This is a genomic window from Streptomyces murinus (genome assembly GCF_002154555.1).
In the GTDB taxonomy this organism is placed as follows: Bacteria; Actinomycetota; Actinomycetes; order Streptomycetales; family Streptomycetaceae; genus Streptomyces; species Streptomyces murinus.
Genome location: NZ_MUNF01000671.1, coordinates 1 through 2,551 on the forward strand (window position 1 = coordinate 1; position 2,551 = coordinate 2,551).

Below are 2,551 nucleotides of genomic sequence, written 5' to 3' on the forward strand. Positions count from 1 at the left end.
GTGCTCGTGGTCGAGGACGACCAGTTCGTACGCTCCGCGCTCATCCGGCAGTTGACCGACGCCTCGCACACCGTGCGCTCCGTCGGTACGGCACTGGAGGCGCTGCGCGAGGTCGCCCATCACCGCTTCGACGTGGTCATCCTGGACCTCGGACTGCCGGATCTGGACGGCTCCGAGGCCCTGAAGATGCTGCGCGGCATCACCGACGTGCCGGTCATCATCGCCACCGCCCGGGACGACGAGGCGGAGATAGTACGGCTGTTGAACGCGGGGGCGGACGACTATCTGACCAAGCCGTTCTCCGTGGGCCATCTCTCCGCCCGGATCTCGGCGGTGCTGCGCCGGGCCCGCGCCACCGGCGGCGAGGTCCCGCCCTCCACCGTGCTGCGCGTCGGCGGTCTGACCGTGGACCCGCTGCGCCGCCAGGCCGAGCTGGACGGCACCCGGCTCGACCTCACCCGCCGCGAGTTCGACCTGCTCGCCTTCCTCGCCGGCCGCCCCGGCGTCGTCGTCCCCCGCAGGGAACTGCTCGCCGAGGTCTGGCAGCAGTCGTACGGCGACGACCAGACCATCGACGTCCATCTGTCCTGGCTGCGCCGGAAACTGGGGGAGACGGCGGCCAGGCCGCGTTATCTGCACACGCTGCGGGGCGTCGGCGTGAAGCTGGAACCCCCGGCGGACCCGGAGCCGGCGCGATGAGGTGGGCGCTGGTCAAGGTCTGCCTGGCGGTCACCACCATGGTCGTCGTCGCCTTCGCCGTGCCGCTCGGCCTGGTGGTCCGGGAGATGGCCCGCGACCGCGCCTTCGCGGGCGCCGAGCGGGAGGCCGCCGCCGTGGCGCCCGCGCTGTCCATCACCACCGACCGGGAGGAGCTGGAGCGGGTGGTGGCCGCCGCGGGCGCCGACTCCGGGATGGCCGTCCACCTGCCCGCCGAGGGCGCCCGCGGCGCGCTCGACATCGGCGCCTCCCGCGCCACCGGCCATGACATCCAGGCGGTACGACGGCTCGGCCGGGCCTCCACCACCACCGTCACCGGCGGCTTCGCCCTGCTGCAACCCGTGGCGCTCGGCTCCGGCGCGATCGCCGTGGTCGAGGTGTACGTCCCGGAGTCCGAGGTGACCAACGGCGTCGGCACCGCCTGGGCGGTGCTGGCCGGTGTCGGCCTCGCGCTGATCGTCGGCTCGGTCGCCGTCGCCGACCGGCTCGGGGTGCGCATGGTGCGGCCCGCGCGCCGGCTGGTCGAGGGCGCGCGCGAACTGGGCGAGGGCGAGCTGGGCGCCCGGGTGCCGGAGGAGGGCCCGACCGAACTGCGGCTCGCGGCGGTCGCGTTCAACTCCATGGCCGACCAGGTCGTCCGGCTCCTCGCGGGCGAGCGGGAGCTGGCCGCCGACCTCTCCCACCGGCTGCGCACCCCGCTGACCGTCCTGCGGCTGAACGCGGCCTCGCTGGGCGCCGGACCGGCCGCCGAGCAGACCCGCGCGGCCGTCGCCCAGCTGGAGCGCGAGGTGGACACCATCATCCGCACGGCGCGCGAGGCCAAGCCCCAGACGACCGCGCCCGGAACCGGCGCCGGCTGCGACGCGGCCGAAGTGGTGGGTGAGCGGATGGAGTTCTGGTCCGCGCTCGCCGAGGACGAGGGCCGCACCTGGCGGGTGGCCGGGGTGGACCGCCCGGTGCGGATACCCGTGGCCCGCGCCGAGCTGGCCGCCGCCCTCGACGCCCTGCTCGGCAATGTCTTCCGGCACACCCCGGAGGGCACCGCCTTCGCGGTGGACGTGCACCAGGGCGAGGACGCGGTGATCGTGCTGGTCTCCGACGCGGGCCCCGGCATACCCGACCCCGAGGCGGCGCTGGCCCGCGGCCGGGGCTCGGGGACCGCGGGCTCGACCGGGCTCGGCCTCGACATCGTGCGCCGGCTCGCCGAGTCCACCGGCGGCGACGTCCGCATCGGCGCCTCGGTGCTGGGCGGCAGCGAGATACGCATCCGCTTCCAGCGGGACGCGCGCGGGCCGCAGCGGCGGGGACACCGGGGCGCCGTGCGGCGGCGCGGGGCACGCCGGCTGGTCCCGACCTTTAACCGGCCCCGATCCCTTCCTTAAGCGAACCCTAAGGAGTGCAACGGCCGTCCGCATCAAGCGGTTTGCCCGATTCCGGCTCGCTAGCGTGCTGCCGCACCACACCCCCCGTGACGAACGAAGGCAGGCATGCGCATGAGCACCCACCGGCGCAGGATCAGTGGCAGGAACAAGGCGATAGGCGGCATCGTCGCCGCGGCCGTGGTCGGCGGCGGCGCGTTCCTGCTCACGGGCACGGCGAACGCCGCCGGGGTGAACGCCGCGTACACCAGGACCAGCGACTGGTCCACCGGCTACACCGGCCAGTACGTCGTCACCAACAACAGCGCCCAGCAGGAGAAGACCTGGACCCTGGAGTTCGACCTGCCGGCCGGGGCGAAGCTGTCCTCGCTGTGGAACGGCGAGTCGAGCGTCAGCGGGAGCCATGTCACGGTCCGCCCGGCGAGCTGGGACACCGCCGGGCGGACCGTGACATG

General features: G+C 74.4%; 3 protein-coding genes. All 3 read left to right on the top strand.

The features are described 5' to 3' along the window. A partial coding sequence (locus CCN72_RS32665) for a response regulator transcription factor (RefSeq protein WP_244174590.1) occupies window positions 1–699 on the top strand: 699 nt, incomplete at its 5' end. Beyond that, entirely contained in the window at window positions 696–2,099 is a 1,404-nt protein-coding gene (locus tag CCN72_RS32670; RefSeq protein ID WP_086811817.1) for a sensor histidine kinase, read from the top strand. The genes CCN72_RS32665 and CCN72_RS32670, both read left to right, overlap by 4 nt. A gap of 111 nt (window positions 2,100–2,210) precedes the next feature. After that, on the top strand, window positions 2,211–2,551 hold a 341-nt coding region (locus CCN72_RS32675), incomplete at its 3' end, for a cellulose binding domain-containing protein (RefSeq protein ID WP_208638162.1).

Excerpts from the sequence above, each read along its gene's own strand:
- CCN72_RS32670 (WP_086811817.1), top strand. The coding sequence starts at position 696 with ATGAGGTGGGCGCTGGTCAAGGTCTGCCTGGCGGTCACCACCATGGTC.